A 16,947-nucleotide genomic window follows, 5' to 3' on the forward strand; every position below is an offset into this window, starting at 1 on the left:
CGGCGTCTCTAAGCCTTCATTGTGACGCGCTTTCTTTCGACCAACCGGCAACCACTTGGTCGGAAAGCGCTCTAACCAGCCTCGATCGCAGGAGCCCTTCGCATGTTCGGACCGTGGTGGACGCTCGGCATGGACACCGCGATGCTCGCCCTCGAATCGCAGGCCGTGATCGGTCTGCGGATGGCGAAGCTCGCGGCAGGTGGTGCGGGCGCCCAGGCCGAGATGCAGCGCATGGTCAGCGAGAAGGTGCTCGCGGCCGGTGAGACCGCGATGCTGATGGCGACCGGCGGCACGACCCAGAGCATCGTCTCCGGCTACCGCAGCAAGGTCCGTGCGAACCGGCGCCGGCTGTCGGGACCGCAATGAGCGATGGGTAGCGTGTCCCGGATGTGACGCGCAGCGGTTGTACCGATCCCGCGCATGTTGCGGCGCACGCCCGTTAACGCCCTCTTAACCATGGCCTTCCATCGTCCGACTTGGACGGACCACAGGAGAGCTTCATGGACGTGATCGAGCACCGGGTGCGTGAGCGCGCCTACTACATCTGGGAAGGCGAAGGCCGCGTCGTCGGCCGGGCGGACGCCCACTGGTTCCAGGCCGAGGCCGAGTTCGCCGCCGAAGCCGTCCCCGTCGCCGAGGTGAGCGTGGGCAAGGCCGCGCCGGCCGCCCGCGCCAAGGCTCCGGCCAAGGTTGCCGCGCCGAAGCCGGCCAAGGCTGCAGCGAAGGCCGCTGCCCCCAAGGCTCCGAAGGCCGTCGCTGCCAAGGCGCCCGCCAAGCCGAAGAAGTCCCCGCCTGCCGCCGAGGTCGGCCTCTCGCTTCACTGACGCGGACCACCGCCCTTCGAGGCCCGCCGCCCGTAACCCGGGCGGCGGGCCTCGCGCGTTTCGGAGGAACGCGGCGGCAGCTTGGCCGTTGACAAAGCGAGCGCGCGACGGCGCGACCGAGGACGAGATCGATGCGACCCCTGTTTGTGCTGCTCGGCGCCATCGCGCTGATGCCCGTTCCGGCGTCAGCGGTGCCCTCTGGCCGCGACCGGCAGGATGCTCCGGTTCTCGTGGGCCAGCCGATCGGTTCGCCCGGAGGCCGGGCCCCCTGGAGCAGGCCCTGGGAGTACGATTCCGGCAGCGGCAACGACCGCCGTCCGGAGCTGCCCTACTACCAGCAGGGCCGCGGCCAGCAGACCGGCGGACCGGCGCGTAACCTCCTGCCAGATGACGGCCTGCAGCTGTTTCCGCGCTGACGCGGCCGGCGTCCGACCCCGGACGTGGCTGCATGGCGGCCTTGCATGGAGCCGTTCCAAGCTGTGAGCAGCCTGGGGATAGTCGGCAAAGCTATGGCGTGACGCGCCGGAAGGCCGTAAAGCGCCGCGTCGAGACACGCCCCAGCGGATCCTGATCATGCAGATGACGGCCGAGCCGAGTTCCATGCTGGCGACCCAAGCGCTCCAGCAGCAGGTCGCCGACGCCATGGGCAATAACGCCCTCCCGATCAGCAAGCTCCTGCGTCTGATGTGGGCGATCGAGGCCGAATCGAGCCCCACCAAGGAGCGCCTGCGCGCACAGCTGCGCGCCCGCATCGGCGCGCCGCTCTCCAGCTGAACGGCTCTAGATCACGCTGCGTTTCGATCGAATCGATCAAAACGCAGCGTGATCGATTCAAAAGGTTAGAGCAGGCTTCGCGCGAAAAACCGTTGCCACTTTTTCGCAGCCTGCTCTAGCGCCGGCGCTGCCGGCGCTGCCGGCGCGTCTTGGCGTGGCGGGCCGGCCGCGTCGAGCGCTTCATGCAGCCGAAATAGAGCTGCTTGCCGATCTCGCGCAGGCCGAGATTCAGCGGGTCGGGAATCGAGAACACGCGGGCCTTGGCCTCGGCGCGGCAGGCGGCGTCCTGCAGGCTGGTGATCGGAGCCTCCTGCGCCCGCGCGGAACCGGCGAAGGCCAGGCCGGCGAGAAGCAGCGTCGCGCCGAGGCATCGGGACGGGACGGGCCGGGAGGCCCCTCGCGGACGCACGGCGTGACGCTGCATCGAACTGTCTCCCCAAAAGATCTGATTCCGCGCGCGCATCGACTGGCAACGGCCACGCGCTTCGTCTGTACGACGGCCCGCGCACTCTGCAAGAGGGGCGGACGACTGACGTGTGAATGGTGACGGGCGCCGCATCACGTCCAGTTCATGCAGAGTGGGCGCCGATGCTCTGCCGTCGCGCTTTTGTCGACTTGCTGACCGAGCGTCGCCACGGCGATGCAGGCAATAGGGTCAGTCTCGTCGACCGCGGCGAGCAGATCTCGACTGCGATCGACTGCCGAAACCGTCGGCCGCCGCTCAGGGCCGCACCCACAGGCACGGGCCGTCCTTGAGGCTCCGGCACTCGTAGGGCGCGTCGCCGATCATCGCGCGCTTCTCGACCTCGCCCACTCCCTCCGCCGGGATCGCCCGGCATCCGCCGAACTCCGCAGGGATGGTGTCGCCCTCGGGCTGCTGCACCATCAGGCGGCGCAGGGTCACGAGGTTGTCGCAGGCGATCACCGCGGGCTGGGCGGGGGCCGTCTCGGCGGCCGCTCCGGTGCAGGCGAGGACGAGGCAGGCGATCAGGGGCAGTCGCAAGGCACGGTCTCCGACGGTTCGAGGCGTCGCCGGAAACTAGGCCGCCTGCCGGATTTTCCCATGCCCGGCCGCGAAGATCGGCAGCGGCGATCCGGTTCTCGCTCTCCGTCTCAGCGCTTGGGCTTCCCTTGCGGCGGAGCGGCGGGGGCAGGGCGGACCGGCGCGGCCGTCGCCGAGCCGGCCACGGTCCAGTGGCAGATCGCGGTGCCCTGAAGGCTCAGGCACTCGTAGGCCCGGCCGTTCAAGGCCACGAAATCGGCGACCCCCGTCACGGCCTTCCGGTCGAGCACGCTGCAGCCGAGGTCGGATTTCGGATCGGTGATCGCCGGGATCGCGGCGGCGGCCTCGTCCTTGGCGTCGCGCAACACGGTGCGCAGGTTCGCCAGGGACGCGCAGGAGATCACCGGTGGCATCGGGTCGGCCGGCCGCGGGGGCGCCTGCGCCGCGGCCGGCAGGGCCGCCGCGAGAACGAGAGCCGCGATCGAGAGACCGGTGCGCATCGACCCATCCGTGCGAGATCGTCCGCGCTCTAGAGCATCGCCCCGGAGATCGGATCCGGGGCGATGCTCCAGGTTTTCGTGTTGCATCGGCTTTTTCCGAAAACCAGCGGCCACGTTTGGGGCCGATGCTCTAGCACAGCGCTTCAAGAAGGATCGACAGCCCTGTCCCCGGTCACGGCGTCGCGCGCTTCAGCTTGGCGAAGCGCTTCAGGGCCCGCTCCCGCCGCAGCCGCGTCAGGCGATCGATCCAGAAGATGCCGTCGAGCTGGTCGATCTCGTGCTGGAGGCAGGCGGCGGCGAAACCCTCGGCCGCTTCCTCGTGCGCGCTCCCGTCGAGGTCGCGGTAGCGCACGCGGATCCGCTCGGCGCGCTCGACGGATTCGGTGATGCCGGGCATCGAGACGCTGCCCTCCACCTGCGAGGCCCGCTCCGCCGAGGCCTCGACGATCTCTGGGTTCACGTAGACCGTATGCGGCATGTCGGGCTGCAGCCGGATCACGACGATCCGCGCCGGCTCGCCGATATGCGGCGCCGTCAGCCCGATCGCGGAGACGGCGCGCAGCGTGTCGAGCACGTCCCCGGCGAGGGCGCGAAGGCCCGGATCCCAGGTCTCGACCGGCCGTGCCGGCAGCTTCAGGCGGGGGTCGGGAAACAGAATCAGATCGCGCGCAGGCATGTTGGGTTCGAACCGGACACTATTCGCTTCGGGAGGTAGGGATGAGGCGGGCCGACGATCAGTCGATCCGACAGGAACGGACCTGCCGGCATTCTCACGCATTGGAGAAAGAATTTCTAAGCGGGCGGCCGTGTTGATTTTATCGGAACGAAGCCCGTTGCCATGGGTTGGCCCCGCAATCTGTAGCATGGGAAAGGAGGTCTCATCGTGAAGACCGCAAAAATCTTGCTCGCCGGCGCCGTCCTGGCCGCCACCCTCGGCGCCACCATCCCGGCCTCCGCGCAGCGGCTGACCATCGGCCCCGACGGTCCAGGCATCGACCTTCGCAACAGGAACCAGCGCCAGCGCGACCGTGAATGGTCCCGCCGCGACCGCGAGGACGGCTATTACCGTCAGCAGCGCTACCGCGACCGCGACCGTGGCTACCGCCGCGACTACGATTACTGAGTTTTACGGCAGCATCGCTGTCGAGGGGCCGGGCAACTGGCCCCTTTTTCGTGCGTGCTCGGTCGATTGTGCGTCCGCCGGATTCGTTTCGACGCGATGGCGTCGGGCCATAGGGGCTCGAATTTTGTTTTGGAATTCCGTCTTTCGACCAAGTGATGTTTCCTTGGTCGAAAAGCGTTCGCCTGATGAGGATCAGATGCTCGGCATCTATTCGAACGTCCGCCCAAGGTGGAAAGCAGCCGTAAGACCAAGGGGCAATTGCTCTCAGGCACCGAGCACCCTGGGGTCGTTCGGATCGCGCCAGAAGCATTGAACGGCACGCAGGCTGATCGGCACGAGCCGTAGCCATACAAGTGGACGGTGGATCAGTGATACCGCCTGTATCCGAGCACGTACGAGTTGAGCTTCGGCAGGGATGTGCCCCAAGGCAACAGCCCGCCGCCACGCCGCGATTGCTTGATCCATGTCCCTCGGCGTGATCCGACCGGCCCGGTAGTGCCCGCCGAGCGCGTAGGCTGCGGGCGGGAACCCTTTGTCCGCCGCATCCCGCAGCAAATCCAGCACGCGCTCGACTTGGCCCATCGCATGAAGAAACGAGGCGAAGCGGTAGCTCGCCTCCGGGTCGCCGCCTGCTGTCGCGCTCTCCAACCAGCGAGAAGCGAGGGCGAGATCAGGCGCGATAAACTTACCTTCCCAGTATGCCCAACCGAGCCACATCTGGTCTGCGACGCCACCTCTCTCGGCCGCGCTGACATAGCCGTGCAGTTCGACATCCGACCACTTGCTCATACGACGGTTATGCGAGGGGTTGGGGTGTATGTCTGCAAACGGTGGAAAGCGGATGCGCCTCGCCGGTGCCGGACGTCGGACGCCCTTCACCAGAACGGGCAAGCCCTCACCGTCATCGCGAGCATAGCGTTGCGATCCGGAGCCGGTCCCGCAACGGTTCGGCGTTTGCGGCCCTAAATCGCTGCGCTCGCGATGACGGGAACGGCCTTCTACCGCAGGTCGCGAACCGCCCCTACCACTCCCATTCCGCGCCGACGCCGAGGGAGGTGCGGCCGTCGCTGCCGGCTTCGCCTTTCAGCTTGATCCGGCGGGTCACGTCGTAATCGACGGTGGCGGCCGTGTCGGCGGGCTTGGCGCCGGCCTTCACGCCCACGCTCAGATCCTTGGCGAGGTAGCGGGAGGCGCCGATGGCCGGGCCGCCGCTCGCGCCGGTAGACACGTCGAGGCTGTCGAGCCCCAGGCCCTTGCGCGCCGCCTCGAACGCATCCGGGCCGCCGGCCGCGCCGGAGAGCTGGGCCGCGGCCTGGGCGAGCTGCAGCGCCTGGAACGGCGACAGGTTGCCCGACGCCTTCTTGAACAGAATGCGCGAGAGCACCTCGTCCTGCGGAAGGGCCGGATCGGAGGTCAACGCGAAGACGGGCTGGTTGGCCGGGCCGCTCACGGCCACGCGGGCGGTGACGTCCGAGGCCTTGGTCTCGGCGACGAAGTCGAGGTCGGGCGCGGTGACGTCGCCGGCGAAGTTCAGGCGGCCGCGGGTGAAATCGAGGCGCTGGCCGACGATGCTGATGCGGCCGCGCCGCATCTCGAAATCGCCGACGGCGCGCGGATCGCGCGAGGAACCGGTGACGTGCAGCTCGCCGCCGAGCTCGGCATCGATCCCCCGTCCGCGCACGAAGATGCGGTTCGGTGCGCTGATGACGAGGTCGAGGGTGGCGTCGAAGGGCGCGGCGCTCTTGGCCTTCCCCTTGCCCTTGCTGCCGGCTCCGGCGACCTGCGCCTTGCGGTCGGCCCGCTTGGCGAGCCTTTCGCGGATCTCCGGCGTGGTGTTGACGCGGCGGATGCCGGGGAGCGGCTGCACCGTGGCGGGGAGGCGGTCCGGCACCGCGACGTCGATCGTGACGACGTCGACGCGGCCCGAAATCCGCGGCGTGCGGGCGAGGGGGCCGCTCAGCGCGAGGTTGAGGTTCGTCACCGCCGTCATCAGCGGGCTCGAGACCAGCTCGGCCCGGTCGGCGACGATGCGCAGGGTGCCGGGGAAGCCCGAGGCCGGCTGCAGGGCGACGCGGCCGTCCACCGAGACGCGGCCGCCGTTGCGGGTCGCGGCAGTGAGCCGTTCGAGCACCAGCGTCTCGCCCTGGCCGGTGACGCGGCCCTGGATGTCGGTGAGGCGGATGCCGTTGAGCGGATCGCTGACGCTGCCGCCGGAGAGCGTGGCCGAGCCCTCGACGCGGGGTGCGGCGAGCGTGCCCGAGACGCCGGCATCGAGGGCGACCCGGCCGCCGACGCGCTGGCCGCCGGTGCTGAGCAGCGAATTCGCGAGTGCCGCGTCGAGATTTCCGCGCGCCCGCAGCGCCAGCGCGCCGCCCGGCTCGATCGGCAGCGAGCCGGTCACGGTGATCTCCGCCCCGCGCCCGGCCGAGACGCGGCCGTCGATGCTGGCGCTGCCGTCACCGAGCGTGCCGCTCGCCTTCGCATCGATCGGCGGCAGACCGGCCTTGCGGGTCTCCGGCGCGACGAGGCGCGAGACCGTGAGGGCGTAGCGCCCCTCGGGCCGCTCCGCGGACCCGTGCAGGTCGGCGTCGCCGTCGAGGGTGCCGGAGAGCGCGAGGCCGGGCGAGGCGATGCGGGCCAGCGCCAGGGGCAGGGCGCGGATGCCGATCTTGAGGTCGAGCGTCTGTCCCGCACGGCCCTGGACGGTCACGCGGCCCGTGCCGGCGGCGAGGCTCAGGCCGTCGATGACGGCCGCGCCGTCCGCGATCGTGACGCTGGCGGGGCCCGTGAGCGCGACCCGGTCGCCGCCGCGCGCCGCCGAGAAGCGCTGCAGCTCGATCCGCGTGGCCTCGCCGGGGACGAGCCGCGCCGCGCCGTCGAGGGCGAAGCCGCGCGCCTGCGCCGTCAGGGTCACGTTGCTCGCCTGCGGGGTGCCGGAGGCGGTCAGCCGGACGGTGTCGACGGTCTGGCCCACTGCTACGAGGCGGTCGGCGTTGAGCCGGCCGTCGATCACCGGGCGCGCGAAAACGTCCCGCGAGGTCAGGTCCGCATCGAGCCGGGCAAGGCCGTAGCGGTCGTAGCGCAGCGACTCGCCGGTGGCGCGGATCGCGGCGTCCTGCCGTCCGCCGTCCCGCGAGAGCGTCACGGCGGCGTCGAGGCTGCCCCCCATCGGCGCGAGCGCCAGGGCCGAGAGATCGTCGAGGTTGCCGGCGCGGACCGTCAGCCGGCCCTCGCTCAGCAGCGTCCCGGCATCGACCGCCGCCCGGCCGTCCACCGCGACCGATCCGAGGGCGAAGGCGAGGCTGTCGAGGGACCAGCTCTGCGGGGTCGGGCGGGCGATCCGCGCCGCGCCGGTCAGCGGTTTGCCGGCGACGCTGCCGCTCATGCGGACGTCGCCGTTTAGCGCGCCGGTGAGATTGGCCAGGGCCGCATCGACGCGCAAATTCGTGATGGCCTTGGCGCTGGCCGTGGCATGCGGCACGGCAAGCGCCAGGTCTATCCGTGGCTCACGGAGCGAACCGGTGAGATGGGCGTCCAGATTCGCGCGGCCGGCGAGCCGTTCGTCGAGGGCCGCGAGGTCGGTGAGATCGACCCGTCCGGTGACGTCGGCCCGCGTCGCCGTGGCCTGACCCTGCAGCGTCGCCGTCATCGCCGCACCGGCCAGCTTCAGCGCCTCGAAGCCATATCCATCAAAGGCTTGCGACACGCGGCCGGTGACGATGGGCGCCCGTCCGAGCAGGTTGTCGGCCGCCTCGATCCCGAGGACGAGATCCCGGCCGCGCAGGTCGAGGTCGGCGGCGACGGACTTGCGTGCCGGGTCGCCGCTGAGCGCCGCCTTCGCATCGAGACGCCCCGCGAGCGCCCGGCCGGCCACTCCCGAGAACACGCCGACATCCGGCAACGCCGCCTCCAGATTGCCCGTCAGGACGTTCTGCCCGACGCGTCCGGCGTATTTGAGGTTGGCCGTCTCGGCGTCGAGCACGAGATGTGCGACATCCAGGTTGCCGTCCGTCGTAGATGTCGCGCGCAACGTGAAGGCGGCGCGTGAGCCGATCGCGCGGCGCAAAGCCGGGTCCGCAAGGCGCAAACCCTCCATCTTCGCGTCCGCTGTGAGGGCGAAGCGGGTCGCTTTCGGATCTGTGCCGACTGGTTCGGCGCCGATCCTCGCCTCGATCCGGTCGAGCGACGAGTCCTTGGTGCGCAGGCCTGCCGCGTTGAGGGTGCCCTTCACCACCGGTGAAGCGATGGGGCCCTTCACGCTGCCGTCGAAGACGAGCGTCTGCAGCTCGGTCTCGGCAGCCTTGGTAACGCCGCCTTCCGTGGGGACGGCACGGGCCTGGATCGTCAGGTCGGCGACGCGATCCGCGGTGATGCCGCCGCCAAGGTTAAGGCGGGCCGTCCGCGAGGTCAGGTCGAGACGGTCGATCCGAAAAGCGCCGCTATCGGAAAAGCTTAGGCCTCCTTCGAGCTTCGTGGTGCCGGAAAAGATCGCAGCCGCCGGGCCGGGGACGAGCCCCTCGATGCGCGAGGCGAGGTCGAGGCTGAGGCGCCGGTCAGTGCCGATGCGCGAGATGCGTGCGCCGCCCTTGGCGCCGATGTCGGGGCCGGCATCGAAGTCGAGCCGGGCGTTCCAAGCGTCGAGCGTACCGCGCCCGTCGAGGTCGAGATTGATCGGCGGCTCGCCGGGCAGATTGCCGGCCTTCGAGAGCAGGCCGCCAGCCGGCTCGACGAGGCTGGCTTTCAGTTCCAGCGTTTCACCCTTCGGCACGAAGAGCAGCTTGGCGATGAAGCGTCCGGCCGCGTCGAGGCGGCGGGCATCGACGTTGAGGTCGAGCCCCTCGGACGGATTGCCGAGCTTCACCTTGCCGTCGGCCGCGAGCCTGGCAGCCTGTCCGGCGATGCTCTCGCCCAGCACGAGTTCGGCGAGCTTGAACGCTTTGATCTCGACCTTCACGGGAAGATCGGGAAGGAGCTTGCCGTCCGGCTCCTCGACCGGCACGGCGGTCGGGTCGGGCAGCGGCTTGCGCAGCACGTCGAGGCGGCCGATCTCCAGGCTGTCGACTTCGAGCCGGCCCGACAGCAGGGCGAGGCGGCTCCAGACCAGACGGGCGCGGTCGAGCTTCAGCCAGATTCCGTCGCGGTCGCTGATCGTGACGTCGCGGATCGTCGAATCCGAGGACAGCGCACCGTCTACGGCACCGATCGAGACTTTCGACGACGAGGTCGAGAGCGCCTTCGACAGGAGGCCGCCCAGAACCGTCTTCTCGCCGTCGGCCGCCCGGCCCAGACCGGCCGGGATCAGCACGGCCAAGATCACAAAGGCGAGGGTCAGGGCGCATAGAAGGGCCGCGACGGCGCGGCGTCGTCCCGTCCCGGCAACCACCATCAGAATGCCTGACCTAAGCTGATGTACAGGGCGACCGGGCGCTCGCGGTTGCCCTTGATCCGGTCGAGGGGGAAAGCGAGGTCCACGCGGATCGGCCCGATGCCGGTGTAGTAGCGAAGACCGAGGCCGACTGCCTTGCGGATACGCTCATCGAAATCGGGCAGGGACGAGGCGAAGGCCGTGCCGGCATCGAAGAACGGCACGATGCCGATCGTGTCGGTGACCTTGATGCGGGCCTCGAGCGACGCTTCGAGCAGGCTGCGCCCGCCGATCGGCAGGTTGAACGGCCCACGCGGCCCAAGGGTTCGGAAAGCGAAGCCGCGCACCGATCCGCCGCCGCCGGCGAAGAAGCGGAAGTTGTCGGGGATCTCGGCGAGGGAGGCGCCGGAGACCGAGCCGAACCCGATGCGGCCGGCGAGCACCGTGTTCGCCTCGTCGTCGAGGGCGTAATAGGTCGAGCCCTGGGCCTTGGCGACGAAGATGCCGGGGTCCGAGCCGAGGAAGCTCGGATAGGGTGTCGCCGAGGCGAGCACGCGAAACCCCTGCGTCGGGTCGAGCAGGCTGTCGGTGGAATCGTAGGTCACCGAGACCGGAACGCCGATGAGCCGGTAATCGACCTTGCCGAGCGCATCCTGCGATCGGCCGACTTGGCCGTCGAGCCCGACCTGGGCCGAGAAGGTGTCCGAGAAGCGGTGGCGCAGTCCCACCGACGCCCCGGCCGCATCGACGAGATAGCTCTGCTGCACCTCGCGGGTGACGAAGACGTTGGCGAGCAGGTCGTTGCGGCTGCCGTCAAACGCCGGCTTGACGAAGGTCGCGGACAGCCGGCCGCCGAGGCCGGACGTGTCGATGCCGGCGAGCTTGCGCTGCTGCGCGAACGGATCGAAGCCGAGACCGAGATAGTAGATGTCGGCGTCCAACCGGAAGGTCTCGCCACCGCCGAACAGGTTGCGGTTGGCGTAGTAGGCGCGCACGCCCGGACCGTCGACGGTGGAGTAGCGGGCCGATACGCCGAGCAGGTTCTGCTCGCGCTCGCCGAGCTCCACGAAGACCGGCAGGTTGCCATAGGCATCGAGGCTTTCGCCCTCGCGCACGCGGACCGATCCGATGCCCTCGACCTTCGCGATCGTCCGGCGGATGTCGGCGATAGCTTTCGGCGAATACGGATCGCCCGGCTCCGAATAGATGAACGAGCGGATCACCGCCGGATCGATGCCCTCGGCGCCCTTCACGGCGACCTCGCCGATGCCGGCCTTCGGGCCGGGATCGACGGTGAAGGTCACGTCCATGACGTGGGCCGCGTCGTCGACCACTGGATCGCGGGAGACAGCCTTGGCGAAGGGGTGGCCGAGCGCCCGGAAGCGATCGACGATCTTGGCTTCGCGGGCGAGTACGGTCGCGGAGCGGGCCGGCACGTCGTCGTCGGTGCGGGTGAATCGCTCGGGCAGCACCTCGGTCGAGAAGGCTCGTCCGGCCCGATCGCGCACGGCCACCGAACGCACGGTGTAGGCCGGGCCCAGATCGACCACGATCTTGACCGGCACCAGAGCCTGGGCACGCGAGCCCTCGGCCGCGCGGGCCGCCGCATTGAGCGAGGCTTCGCCGGTGACGGCGATGTCGTCGACGCGGATCGTGACCGTTCCCTGGTAGTAGCCGTAGCCGGAGAGGACGTCCGTCAGGCGGCGCAGGTCGGCGTCGGCCCGGCGCACGAGCCCTTCGCCGTCGGGCGGTGCCTCCTGGCGCAGACGGTAGAGCGTCGAGGTGTCCTGCAGTGCCTGGACGACGTCGCTGTCGTCGACCCCGGTGATGCGCACGCTGTAGGGGAGGGCGGTGGCGGTCGGCTGTGGTGGCTCCTCCTCGGAGCCGAACAGCCCGAACAGGTCGAAGGCCTGAGCCGGCTGGGGCACGGCCATGGCGAGGCCGCTCGTCGCCAGCAACGCATAGGCGAACCGGCGCACGAGACGCCGGCCATGATGATTGGGGGCCCGGAGCAGGGTCAGGACTGGCACCTAATCGCGGGAGCTCATCCGGCCGAATGCGACCGCACAACGAAGCTGTGCCCGCAAATGTCGAACGAACCGTCTACCATCTGCGCCACCCCTCGACGGATCGGCCGCTTGGCGGCACGGATGGAGCGGGAAGGCTCAACCCGCGCGCTGCATCGCAGCCTTTGTTGAGTCCAAGCCTAGCCGCAAGGGGATACCCGGGGCAACCTTGGCCGCCGACCGCTCCACCTTCGCGAAACCCTGACGGCGGCGCCGACCGGCCGCGGACTCTTGTCGCTCGCCAAGGGGCGACCTACCTGACTTTTCATGACCCGACCCCGTCGGCCGCATTTCCCAGGCTCCGTCCGTGTGACGGCAAGTCGCGGCCAGACGACCTCTTCCACATCGACGGCGGCCCCGGCTTCGGACCGGCGCCCGGACACCCTTTTTCCGGAGAGGGTCGACCAAGCGGAGATGAACGCATGCAGACAGGCACCGTCAAATGGTTCGATGAAATCAAAGGTTACGGCTTCATTGAGCCGGATACCGGGGGGCGGGACGTCTTCGTCCATGTCTCGGCGGTGCAGGCCGCGGGCCTACGCGGCCTCGCCGAAGGCCAGAAGGTGAGTTTCGACGTGGAGAACGACCGCCGCAGCGGGAAACCCGCCGCCATCAACCTTCAGGCAAGCTGATCGTCCGGACAGCCGTCGCCGTCGTTTCCGTCGGGCAACGGTCCCAAAAAATCGCTTCGGTCCCCGATCGACAGCAACGGTCTTCGTTGATCGTTCACGTGACGTCGTGCATCGGCTGCGCGCGTCAGCAACCCGGCCTGTTTCGGCCGTCCACGAGCCCACAGAAGGGGCGCTTCCACCGGACTGTGCAGCAACACGGCTCCGGAGGGTCACTGCGTTACGACATGAGAAAGGTCAGATGAGCGCATTCGACTATCGAAATTTCGACGATCGCCGCCAGCACTCGCAAAATGCCAGGGCGGCCCTGCTTGAGAAGTTCAAGTCCCGGCCTTCCTTCGACGATCCGGAGATGATGGCCAAGGCCAAGCACCGCCAGGAAGTGGCCCAGGCCCGAGACGACCGCGCCCGCGAGCGGGAACGTGTCCGGGTCGAGGCCGAGCGCAAGGCGGCTGAGGAGAAGCGCCTGCGTGAGGAGGCTGAACTCAAGGCTCAGATCGAGCGTGAGGAGGCTGCCGCGGCTGAACTGGCTGCGCGCAAGGAGGCGGAGACGGCAGAACGGAAGGCGCAACGGGATGCGCGTTATGCCGCCCGTAAGGCCAAGGTGAAGATCCGACGATGACCGATCCGGGCGCCGATGCGTCGGCGCCTCATCGTTGAAGAATGTGAATCGACCCGAGCCGGGCTCCTCGCGAGCCTGGCTCTTTCGTTCTACATTCGTCGCCGAATCCGCGTCGTTCGTGCTGCGGAACTGTGTCTCGGGAGAGTGGAATGGCCAGCGTCGACGTCAACATGGTGAAGTGCGCCTGCCCCGACTGCGTCTGCGTGGTTTCGGTCGAGAAGGCCGTGAAGCGCGACGAGAAGGCCTTCTGCTGCGACGAATGTGCCGACGGCCATCCGGATCATTCCGGCTGCGACCACGCCGGCTGTGCCTGCCACGGCTGACCCGGCCCGCTCGGAGCCATGAAAGGCGCGTCCCCGCGGGCGCGCCTTTTTCGTTTCAGAACCGTGCCGTCAGGGTGAGCCGGACGTTCCGGCCCGGCAACAGGATCTCGTCCTTCTTGAAGGAGGCCGAGTTGCGGAAGTCGTCGTTGAGCAGGTTGCGACCCTGCAGGCCGAGCGTGACCTCGCTGACGCCGTAGATCCCCGGATCGAGGGGCTTGGTATAGGCGACCTCCGCGCGCAGATCGTTCCAGCCGGGCGTCGTCGTCTCGAACGGCGCGACCTCGGTGTGATCGAAGGCGTGGAGGATGTTCACCCGCGCGAACCAGCCGTCCGCCCGCACGAAAACGCCGCCGCCGAGACGGTGAGGCGGGATGCGCGGCACGTTGCTGCCGTCGTCGAACTGCGCCCGCACGAAGTCGTACTGCGCCTCGATCCCGGCCCAGCCGTTGCCCACCGGGATCGCGTCGAGCTGTGCCCCGATCTCGGCCCCGTAGAACGTGGCGTTCTGCTGCGAGTAGACGATCTGGCGCAGCTCGTCGTCGCTGCCGCAGGAGCCGAAATCGTCCCCGCAGCGGATGCCGGTGTCGCGCTTGAAGATGAAGCCGGTGTAGCGCGTGTAATAGCTGGTCGCGTCCAGCCGCAGCGGTCCTTCGGCCCGGCGGATGCCGACCTCTACGGTCCGAGCGCGCTCGAGCCGCAGGGTCGGGTCGCCGATTTCGAAGGTTGCGGTCGCGTCGTGCGGTCCCTGAGAGAACAGCTCGTAGCCGGTAGGTGCCCGCTCGACGTACGAGCCGTTCAGGCTGGCGACGAAGCCGTATGGCAGGTCCTGCAGGGCGCCGAGGCTGAGACTCTTCGGGGGGAAACGGCGCGTCAATGCATAGGCGGCCGGGTCTTCGCCGGCGACCGGCAGGTAGTCGCTCGGGAATTGCCGTGCGGTGCTGTTCAGACGGTCGCCTTCGATCCGGCCTGCCGCCTGGAAGCGCAGGCCTTGGACAGGCGTGAGCTCCTCGAACAGGTAGACCGCGTTCGCGCGTGATTCCGTCGGTGGCAGGAAGCTCTCGCCCTGCGTGTTCAGCACGCGCCGGCCGCTCTGGAGGCCGAGCGCGCCGGTGAGCGTTCCGAGCGCGGTCGTCACCGGCACGTGCTGCAGCTCGACCCGGCCTTCCGCCTCGCGGTTCTTGAAGGTCGCCTGGATGCCGTCGATCCCGTCGCCGCCGATGCCGATCTCGTCGTGGCGGTAGACCGAAGCGCCGGCCCAGTATCGGATCACTTCGAACGGTCCGTCCAGCGGCCGGTACTCGCCGCGGGAGAGCACGCGGTCCTGGCGCGGATCGAGCCGGGTGCGGTTCTCGGCCGCCTCGCCACCTGGGATCTGGTAGAGCGAGTCGTAGTGGCTGAACGAGACGCCGACGAAGCCGCGGTCGCCGATGGCCGAGATGCCGACGGAGCCGCCCTGCGATTCGTTCGCAGAATTCCGCTGGATGCCGGCCGGGGTGTCGTAGCTGTCGGCCGCCGACCGGAAGCCGTCGGCATGAACGGCGAAACCGTCACCGCCGGCATCCACCGTGGCGGCCCCGAGCCGTCCGTTATCAACGCTGGAAAAACCGCTGGTGACCTGTCCCTGGACACCGTTGGCCGGGATGAAGGTCGGGACGCGGTTGTTTTCCGCCGAGACCACGCCGCCGATCGCACCGGAGCCGTAGCGCAGGGTCGCGGGCCCCCGGATCACCTCGATCCGGTCCGAAACCAGCGGGTTGATCGGGACTGCGTGATCCTCGCCGAGCTCCGACACGTCGCCGCTGACGACGCCGTTCTCCTGGATACGCACACGGGCATTGTCGAGACCCCGAATGATCGGCCGCGAGGCCGCACCGGGTGCATAGCTCGACGACGACAGGCCCGGGCGATCGAACAGGGCGTCGCCGAGGCTGGTGGGCTGGTTGCGCGAGATCTGGTCCTGCGTGACCACCGTCACCGGGGAGAAGGTATCCGTCACCACCGGCAGCACGCCGGTCGGAACGCGCGAGCCGGACGCGCCTTTGGTCTGGACCGGACTGACCGAGGTCACGCTGAGCTCTTCCAGCGTCGCTTCCGCCTGCGGTGCGGCGATGGCACCGAACGGAAACAGGCCGAGGGAGAGCACTGTCCCGGTCAACAGGGCACTTCGCCCAGATACGCTCCGTCGTCCGGCCCACGTCACGCCACGCATCATGCCTCACAGATAAACGTTACAACGTTTCATCGCGTGACTGTGATAATGTTACAAGCGATGAATCGAGAACGCTGATCGTGGCCTTGCAGGTGTGGCCGAAGCGCATCGTTTCGAGCGCCGGCACCGTGCCGAAATCAAGACGACCTTGCGGTTGGCGACGCGACGTCTGCCGAGATCAGACCGGCCCGGTCGCCACGGGGCGAGACTCGTCGGAGCCCCAATCCGCCCAGGATCCGTCGTAGAGCGCGCGGGGCGGCCGGCCCAGCGTCTCGAGGGCAAGCGAGACGATCGCGGCCGTCACGCCCGAGCCGCAGGTCGTGATGACCGGACGGTCGAGGTCCACGCCGGCCTCGGCGAAAGCGGCCCTCAGCGACGCCTCGTCCTTGAGCCGGCCGTTGGCCTGCAGTGCCGCGTAGTGGACGTTGCGCGCGCCCGGCATATGCCCCGGTCGGACGCCGGGGCGCGGTTCGGCCTCCTCGCCGCGAAAACGCGGGCCGGAGCGGGCATCGACCACCTGGGCCGCGTTTCGATCGAGGGCGCGCGCCACATCGCCCGTATCGGCGACGGAGCCGTGGTCGAAACGGGCGGTGAAGTGGCGGCGCTCCCGAGGGCGAACCTCGCCATCCTCTGTCGGGTAGCCAGCCGCGATCCAGGCCGGCAAGCCGCCTTCGAGGATCGCAACATCGCGCACCCCGAAGGTTCGTAGCATCCACCAGACGCGGGGGGCCGAGAACAGGCCGAGCCCGTCATAGACGATGATCTGTGCACCATCGCCGATTCCGAGGGCTCGCATGCGCGATGAAAACACCTCGGGATGTGGCAGCATGTGGGGTAATGGCGAGGTCTCGTCGCTGACGGCGTCGATGTCGAAGCGGATTGCGCCGGGAACATGCGCCGCGCGAAATTCGGCCTCTGCGTCGCGCCCCTGTGCGGGCAGATACCAGGAAGCGTCGAGCACGACGATGTCGGGCGCGCTGAGGCGTTGATGAAGCCAGTCCGGCGTGACGAAGGGCTTGGTCGCCATGATTGCTCTCGTTCGTCGCCTTCGCCGTGGGAGTGAAACACATCCAACCCGAGCATGCACCCCGCGTGAGGACGCAAATGCTCCACGCGGCGGCGTGGACGTCACGGGGGTGTACGCTGCTATCGGCTTGATGCCAAAGCCCTCGCATCCGGCAAGAGAGGCCCCGATGGCTTAGTTGCCGAACGTTCTATCTCAGCCACCGACACGCCCATGGGAGCCGCCCGGCCTTTGACCGTTCGCGAGACCTTTCACATCGAACTCCTCGGACCCGACGACGGTACGGACGCAGCGCCCGTACAGCAGCGCGTTTCCGTGCGGGTGAGCGACCTGGAAGTTGCTACCGAGCGGGCGCTGCGCCTGTTCGCGCGGGCTCGCGCGCCGCAGCGCTCGCAGGCACGCGCCGAAGCCGTTCGCGTGATCGACGGTGCCGGACGGGAGGTGTTTCGCTGGAGCCGGTTCGATGAGCCGGGCGGTTGAACTCC

Annotated in this window: 18 protein-coding genes; 9 read left to right on the top strand and 9 right to left on the bottom strand. The window is 69.0% G+C overall.

Annotation, left to right across the window (positions count from 1 at the left end):
- Positions 1–102 precede the first annotated feature (102 nt).
- The 4 genes from MFF07_RS07470 (at position 103) to MFF07_RS07485 (ending at position 1,598) form a co-directional block, all read left to right on the top strand.
- Positions 103–366, top strand: a complete 264-nt coding sequence (locus MFF07_RS07470; protein WP_238231370.1) for a hypothetical protein — start codon at positions 103–105, stop codon at positions 364–366.
- 134 nt (positions 367–500) lie between these two features.
- Positions 501–824, top strand: coding sequence for a DUF2934 domain-containing protein (locus tag MFF07_RS07475; RefSeq protein WP_238231372.1), 324 nt, complete (start codon positions 501–503; stop codon positions 822–824).
- Positions 825–955: 131 nt separating this feature from the next.
- Positions 956–1,240, top strand: a complete 285-nt coding sequence (locus tag MFF07_RS07480) for a hypothetical protein (RefSeq protein ID WP_238231374.1) — start codon at positions 956–958, stop codon at positions 1,238–1,240.
- Positions 1,241–1,397: 157 nt separating this feature from the next.
- Positions 1,398–1,598, top strand: coding sequence for a hypothetical protein (locus MFF07_RS07485; protein ID WP_238231376.1), 201 nt, complete (start codon positions 1,398–1,400; stop codon positions 1,596–1,598).
- 115 nt (positions 1,599–1,713) lie between these two features.
- Here MFF07_RS07485 and MFF07_RS07490 read toward each other — a convergent pair whose 3' ends face one another.
- The 4 genes from MFF07_RS07490 to MFF07_RS07505 form a co-directional block, all read right to left on the bottom strand.
- Entirely contained in the window at positions 1,714–2,022 is a 309-nt protein-coding gene (locus tag MFF07_RS07490) for a hypothetical protein (protein WP_238231378.1), read from the bottom strand.
- A 297-nt stretch (positions 2,023–2,319) separates the two neighbouring features.
- Complete coding sequence (locus MFF07_RS07495) at positions 2,320–2,601, bottom strand: hypothetical protein (RefSeq protein WP_238231380.1); 282 nt, start codon at positions 2,599–2,601, stop codon at positions 2,320–2,322.
- 110 nt (positions 2,602–2,711) lie between these two features.
- On the bottom strand, positions 2,712–3,101 hold the full coding sequence (locus MFF07_RS07500) for a hypothetical protein (protein ID WP_238231381.1): 390 nt from the start codon (positions 3,099–3,101) through the stop codon (positions 2,712–2,714).
- Positions 3,102–3,273: 172 nt separating this feature from the next.
- The gene (locus MFF07_RS07505) at positions 3,274–3,777 is read right to left on the bottom strand and encodes a peptide deformylase (RefSeq protein WP_238231382.1); all 504 of its coding nucleotides are present in this window, start codon (positions 3,775–3,777) and stop codon (positions 3,274–3,276) included.
- Positions 3,778–3,984: 207 nt separating this feature from the next.
- Between MFF07_RS07505 and MFF07_RS07510 the strand changes: the two genes are divergently transcribed.
- Positions 3,985–4,224, top strand: a complete 240-nt coding sequence (locus tag MFF07_RS07510) for a hypothetical protein (RefSeq protein ID WP_238231383.1) — start codon at positions 3,985–3,987, stop codon at positions 4,222–4,224.
- 264 nt (positions 4,225–4,488) lie between these two features.
- On the opposite strand, the gene MFF07_RS07515 is transcribed toward MFF07_RS07510, so the two are convergent.
- The 3 genes from MFF07_RS07515 to MFF07_RS07525 all read right to left on the bottom strand — a co-directional run bounded on the left by MFF07_RS07515 (position 4,489) and on the right by MFF07_RS07525 (position 11,523).
- Complete coding sequence (locus MFF07_RS07515) at positions 4,489–5,013, bottom strand: tetratricopeptide repeat protein (RefSeq protein WP_238231385.1); 525 nt, start codon at positions 5,011–5,013, stop codon at positions 4,489–4,491.
- 232 nt (positions 5,014–5,245) lie between these two features.
- Entirely contained in the window at positions 5,246–9,610 is a 4,365-nt protein-coding gene (locus tag MFF07_RS07520) for a translocation/assembly module TamB domain-containing protein (protein WP_238231387.1), read from the bottom strand.
- Positions 9,610–11,523: an autotransporter assembly complex protein TamA gene (locus tag MFF07_RS07525; RefSeq protein WP_238231513.1), complete on the bottom strand. Its 1,914-nt coding sequence runs from the start codon at positions 11,521–11,523 to the stop codon at positions 9,610–9,612. The genes MFF07_RS07520 and MFF07_RS07525 overlap by 1 nt, the downstream gene beginning before the upstream one ends.
- Before the next feature lie 554 nt (positions 11,524–12,077).
- Here MFF07_RS07525 and MFF07_RS07530 point away from each other — a divergent pair.
- The 3 genes from MFF07_RS07530 (at position 12,078) to MFF07_RS07540 (ending at position 13,229) form a co-directional block, all read left to right on the top strand.
- Positions 12,078–12,287 (top strand): cold-shock protein, encoded by a 210-nt coding sequence (locus tag MFF07_RS07530; protein WP_238231388.1) that lies wholly within the window; start codon positions 12,078–12,080, stop codon positions 12,285–12,287.
- Positions 12,288–12,525: 238 nt separating this feature from the next.
- Entirely contained in the window at positions 12,526–12,906 is a 381-nt protein-coding gene (locus MFF07_RS07535) for a DUF6481 family protein (protein ID WP_238231390.1), read from the top strand.
- A gap of 149 nt (positions 12,907–13,055) precedes the next feature.
- Positions 13,056–13,229, top strand: a complete 174-nt coding sequence (locus tag MFF07_RS07540; RefSeq protein WP_147077238.1) for a metallothionein — start codon at positions 13,056–13,058, stop codon at positions 13,227–13,229.
- Between the two features lie 55 nt (positions 13,230–13,284).
- Here MFF07_RS07540 and MFF07_RS07545 read toward each other — a convergent pair whose 3' ends face one another.
- Complete coding sequence (locus tag MFF07_RS07545) at positions 13,285–15,438, bottom strand: TonB-dependent receptor (RefSeq protein WP_238231392.1); 2,154 nt, start codon at positions 15,436–15,438, stop codon at positions 13,285–13,287.
- A gap of 178 nt (positions 15,439–15,616) precedes the next feature.
- The gene (gene sseA, locus MFF07_RS07550; RefSeq protein WP_238231394.1) at positions 15,617–16,465 is read right to left on the bottom strand and encodes a 3-mercaptopyruvate sulfurtransferase; all 849 of its coding nucleotides are present in this window, start codon (positions 16,463–16,465) and stop codon (positions 15,617–15,619) included.
- A gap of 228 nt (positions 16,466–16,693) precedes the next feature.
- Between sseA and MFF07_RS07555 the strand changes: the two genes are divergently transcribed.
- Positions 16,694–16,942 (top strand): hypothetical protein, encoded by a 249-nt coding sequence (locus MFF07_RS07555; protein ID WP_238231396.1) that lies wholly within the window; start codon positions 16,694–16,696, stop codon positions 16,940–16,942.
- Positions 16,943–16,947 lie beyond the last annotated feature (5 nt).

It is taken from the genome of Methylobacterium thuringiense, assembly GCF_022179645.1.
GTDB classification, from domain to species: domain Bacteria; phylum Pseudomonadota; class Alphaproteobacteria; order Rhizobiales; family Beijerinckiaceae; genus Methylobacterium; species Methylobacterium thuringiense.

Coding starts and splice junctions, on each gene's coding strand:
- MFF07_RS07470 (WP_238231370.1), top strand. CDS start 103: ATGTTCGGACCGTGGTGGACGCTCGGCATGGACACCGCGATGCTCGCC.
- MFF07_RS07475 (WP_238231372.1), top strand. CDS start 501: ATGGACGTGATCGAGCACCGGGTGCGTGAGCGCGCCTACTACATCTGG.
- MFF07_RS07480 (WP_238231374.1), top strand. CDS start 956: ATGCGACCCCTGTTTGTGCTGCTCGGCGCCATCGCGCTGATGCCCGTT.
- MFF07_RS07485 (WP_238231376.1), top strand. CDS start 1,398: ATGCAGATGACGGCCGAGCCGAGTTCCATGCTGGCGACCCAAGCGCTC.
- MFF07_RS07490 (WP_238231378.1), bottom strand. CDS start 2,022: ATGCAGCGTCACGCCGTGCGTCCGCGAGGGGCCTCCCGGCCCGTCCCG.
- MFF07_RS07500 (WP_238231381.1), bottom strand. CDS start 3,101: ATGCGCACCGGTCTCTCGATCGCGGCTCTCGTTCTCGCGGCGGCCCTG.
- MFF07_RS07505 (WP_238231382.1), bottom strand. CDS start 3,777: ATGCCTGCGCGCGATCTGATTCTGTTTCCCGACCCCCGCCTGAAGCTG.
- MFF07_RS07515 (WP_238231385.1), bottom strand. CDS start 5,013: ATGAGCAAGTGGTCGGATGTCGAACTGCACGGCTATGTCAGCGCGGCC.
- MFF07_RS07520 (WP_238231387.1), bottom strand. CDS start 9,610: ATGGTGGTTGCCGGGACGGGACGACGCCGCGCCGTCGCGGCCCTTCTA.
- MFF07_RS07525 (WP_238231513.1), bottom strand. CDS start 11,523: ATGGCCGTGCCCCAGCCGGCTCAGGCCTTCGACCTGTTCGGGCTGTTC.
- MFF07_RS07530 (WP_238231388.1), top strand. CDS start 12,078: ATGCAGACAGGCACCGTCAAATGGTTCGATGAAATCAAAGGTTACGGC.
- MFF07_RS07535 (WP_238231390.1), top strand. CDS start 12,526: ATGAGCGCATTCGACTATCGAAATTTCGACGATCGCCGCCAGCACTCG.
- MFF07_RS07540 (WP_147077238.1), top strand. CDS start 13,056: ATGGCCAGCGTCGACGTCAACATGGTGAAGTGCGCCTGCCCCGACTGC.
- MFF07_RS07545 (WP_238231392.1), bottom strand. CDS start 15,438: ATGCGTGGCGTGACGTGGGCCGGACGACGGAGCGTATCTGGGCGAAGT.
- sseA (WP_238231394.1), bottom strand. CDS start 16,465: ATGGCGACCAAGCCCTTCGTCACGCCGGACTGGCTTCATCAACGCCTC.